Raw genomic sequence first — 4025 nt, 5'->3', positions numbered from 1 at the left:
ATTTCCGAGACAGCATCTAAAGAAAGCGTAGTACGGTTAAATTTTAATTTATATTGTTTATTCATAATGTTATCTTGCCAGACTATTTATTTGCCATATTTGTCATCCAACTCGCCAAATTGGATTAAGTATCTAAAAAACGAATTATGAACTAACAAATTAGCAGTGTTATAACTCTTACTTTTTGTAAAACCTCTTCAGAGTAAACTAAATCTAAACACATTAGTAAATCTCTCTGTTTGTCTCCATAAACATGCGTTAGAAGTAGCCACAAAAATTACTCTCAAGATTGCTTAGGTTTTACTTTATCAAGCCTGTAAAAACATCTCTGTGTCAATTCTTTTGAATTTTTAATAATTTTTAATTACATATATAGTTAGTTGGTTTCGCATAAAATAAACTGCTTAGTGCAAAGATTATGCAAAAGAAATATAAACACAGATCGTTTATTAAATAGTAAAAAATAAAAAAGATTTAAATTTATAAAAGGGAGGGAAAGCCAGGATTAATTCTGACCAAATAAGAAATGTAAGTATAGAAGAGTAAACTAACCCTATTTTAAGGATGGATTAAATTTAATATCTAGAAACACAGTAAAGTAACTACTGCGTTCATTATCAGAATAATCAAAATAATTTCAGAAACATCAAATATTTTAAAAAATGTTAAATACTTTCAGAAACAATAAAATTATTTTAGAAATATCAAAATGATTATAAGTTGAGATATCAAAAAAGTTCTTAAAATAGAATTTATATCGTGAGTACTCGCCCTATACTCAGCTCTAAATTCTTTGAAAAAGGAAGAAATCTAACTTTGCCAAGATAGTTAGAACTATTTCTTAGATCAGGGTAAAAACTTACAAATTGCCTCTGTTTATAAGTTTTCTAAGAAATACTAGTCTTTACTTGACAAAACATCTGAGCACCAAATCAAATGCTTTGCTTAACTTGAGTTTTAAAACCATGACAATGGAACTAAATTCAGGTTGCCTCGCCTAAATTTAAATGCTTAGATAGTAGACTGGTAAAAGAAAGAAGTTTGTAAAAATATCTAGCCTATTTTTACAGATAAATGTATATCTAGAAATTGCTCTAATCTGAAAGTTCTTTTCCGATTTGCCCTTATTAAAAAATTTAAGCAAAAGGGAAAAAACTCCCCTGTTGATAAACCATAATTCCTAACTTTATCAACGCATTAGCACAATCATATATTATTATTTTAAACAGAAACAGGAGAAAAAGGCTATAGCTCCCACCTATTTTTTCCTAAGAAAAATTTTAGACCCCTGAAAAAGCACGAATATATAAGGGTTAAGCTTTTTCAATTCCTAAAATAAACTACTCTTTTGTGTGGGTTTATTTAGTTTTTTCTTTGAAAAAAGCCACGAAGAAAAAATAAATTTTCATTATATTTATAGGGTTAAGCAAGATAAAATTATGCGGATCTAATACCAAGGAAGTGCGATTTTATACTTATAGAGAATTGCCTAAGAAATTTATTAGCTTTAAATTGGACTTTAGTAAAGTCAACTCTGATAAATAGGTAAAACTAATCTTATAAGAGATAATTGTTAAAGTTAAAGAGTAAACTTTTGTGAGTTAAATTTTTGTAGGTTAAATTTTTGAAGAACAAACTTTTTGTATTTATCCCCACCACTAAAATAAAAACAACAACTTAAATCTCCAAGTAGACAAACCTAAAAATTCTCAGTAAAAATATAAAGAACTCTGACAAACAAAAAAGTAGACAAAAAATAAAGGATATGATCCGTAAAATCATATCCTTAAACATATTCATGATTTATAGTTATAAAAAATCTTTATACACAATTACAACAAGTAAATTTCTTTCAATAACAGTGTCTTTATTGCGCTTATATTTGTCTTTCTAAACTACTTCCAAGCCATATGGCTTTACTAATAAAAGATGACTTTATTTACTTACTTCATCATCTGTATTAATTTTAACTTCAATAGTCACATTTCCGTCTTCAACTTGTTGAGCTACTTGCTGAATTGCTTCACTTACTGCACTTGCTACCTCTTCTGCTTGTTCAGCTACTGAAGTATCTTGGTGGAAAGTAACTTGGTTTGGATCACTATAATCGATTTTACGTTTACTTCTTCTGCGACGACGCAGTTTGCGTAATCCCCGATCTAACCACGTAATATGCTTAAATCTAGCATCATCATAATCAAAAACCGGTAAAGAAAGATTAAACTTAATCGCTAATAAACGGAAACTAATCCCAAAAACTACCGCTATAATTACCGCAAGATTAGTTCCAATTCCCGCTTGTAACATTAACCAATAAAAAATCGTAGTCACAAAAGCAATACTTGCATAAAGTTCAGCTTTAAACGCTAAAGGAATGCGGTTACATAGCAAGTCACGAATCACCCCACCAAAAGATCCGGTACATACCCCTGCGACACAAGCTAAAACTACTCCATATCCTAGTTGTAAAGCTGCCTGAGCTCCCAAAAGAGTAAAAGCTACTAAACCTATGGCATCTAACACCAAGAAAATGGTTTTTAAGTAATACATAAACTGAGCGATTAAAATCGTCAAAAATGAACATACGGCAACCACAATCAGTAAATAGGGTTCTTGTACCCAAGGTAAAGGGTAGTTATTCAGTAAAATATCCCTTACCGATCCGCCACCTAGAGCAGTAACATTGGAAATAATGAGGACACCAAACCAATCCATCTTCACGCGCCCAGCCGCTAAGGCACCGGTAACCGCACAGGCTATCACACCAATTAAATTTAAAATCTCTAATAACATTTAACCCACAATACCTTAAAAAAACTAGGCTCATTATAACAAAAAAATCTTCTGGAGATTTTCTCCAGAAGATCAAAATGAGTCTTCTAAAATTTAACGAACTACTTTAAGTTCGACATTTGTTTGGGCAAAGTACCCTTGATAGTCTGGATGAATTTGCTCATCAGTTATTACCATATCCGGTACATCAAAATCTACAATCTTATGTTTTGCATGACGAGCAAACTTTGTATGGTCGGCAATGACAATCACTTTTCCTGCTTGTTGGATCATTTGGCGATTAAGTACCGCTTCTTCTCCATAATGCGTAGTTAGCCCATAGTCTATATGATAACCATCTACGGCAAAAAATAGTTGGTCATAGTGTAAGTCGGTAAGCATAGTTTGCGTCTGCTCCCCAATAAAGCATTTACCTTTAGTGTTGAGTTTACCACCAAGTAACACTATGGTTATTCCAGGAATAGTACTTAGTAAATCACATACAGGTAAAGATGGGGTGATAACTGTAAGATTTTGCCAAGTGCGTTTACTAATTTGTACCGCTAGCTCATAAACTGTTGTTCCCGCATCTAAAAGAATAGACGTCCCGTCTTTAATTAGTGCGAGAGCAGCGAGAGCTAACCGAGTTTTGATTGGATGCTGAAAGTTTTGCTTTTGCAAAAAAGAAAATTCTTGGTCAAATTGTAACGAAGATCTTTCTTCATCAAGATTTAAAGATTTAATACAACCATGCACTTTAATAAGTTTACCTTGGCTTTCTAAAGCATCTACGTCGGAACGAATAGTAACCTTAGATACTTTAAAATAGTAAGCTAAGTGACTGATCGAAACTATACCTATGCTGTTTACCAGATTTAGAATATCCAGACGTCGTTGTTGTGTAGCCTTCATATTAGACTCCCCTTACAATGGAATTATGTTAATACGGCGTCATCGTTATAATGTAAATACATGCTTATAGCTGAGTGAATCAAGATATCCTAAGATATAAACCGTAACTTTCTAAGTATATATTAATCAAATTTTATAAAATTTATCACTGATTTTTGTAGATTTGTGATCTAGATCACACTTTTTTAGAATTTTTCTAAGATTTTTCTGCAAATTGTACATTTCTTTTCCATAAATTTACACAAATTTATAAGGGTAAATCCTAAAAATCTTGGTCAATACCTCTAACCTCTTTGCATTGCAAAATATTACGTATAAATAAAAATGAGATCTAATTGCTC

Annotated in this window: 1 protein-coding gene and 1 pseudogene; both read right to left on the bottom strand. The window is 31.6% G+C overall.

All coding sequences use genetic code 11. The annotated features are described in order from the left end of the window. Nucleotides 1-2178 precede the first annotated feature (2178 nt). A pseudogene (locus CKF59_RS01715) lies at nt 2179-2793 on the bottom strand (trimeric intracellular cation channel family protein); the annotation flags it as partial. Between the two features lie 93 nt (nt 2794-2886). Beyond that, nucleotides 2887-3684: a DeoR/GlpR family DNA-binding transcription regulator gene (locus CKF59_RS01710; RefSeq protein WP_119534260.1), complete on the bottom strand. Its 798-nt coding sequence runs from the start codon at nt 3682-3684 to the stop codon at nt 2887-2889. Between the last annotated feature and the right edge of the window lie 341 nt (nt 3685-4025).

It is taken from the genome of Psittacicella gerlachiana, assembly GCF_003585965.1.
Taxonomy (GTDB): Bacteria; Pseudomonadota; Gammaproteobacteria; order Enterobacterales; family Psittacicellaceae; genus Psittacicella; species Psittacicella gerlachiana.
Note: the sequence above shows the minus strand (reverse complement) of the source record. Positions and strands in the feature narration are given on the sequence as shown.

Bases quoted from the DNA above. Each gene is read 5' to 3' on its own strand.
- CKF59_RS01710 (WP_119534260.1), bottom strand. From the start codon at position 3,684: ATGAAGGCTACACAACAACGACGTCTGGATATTCTAAATCTGGTAAAC.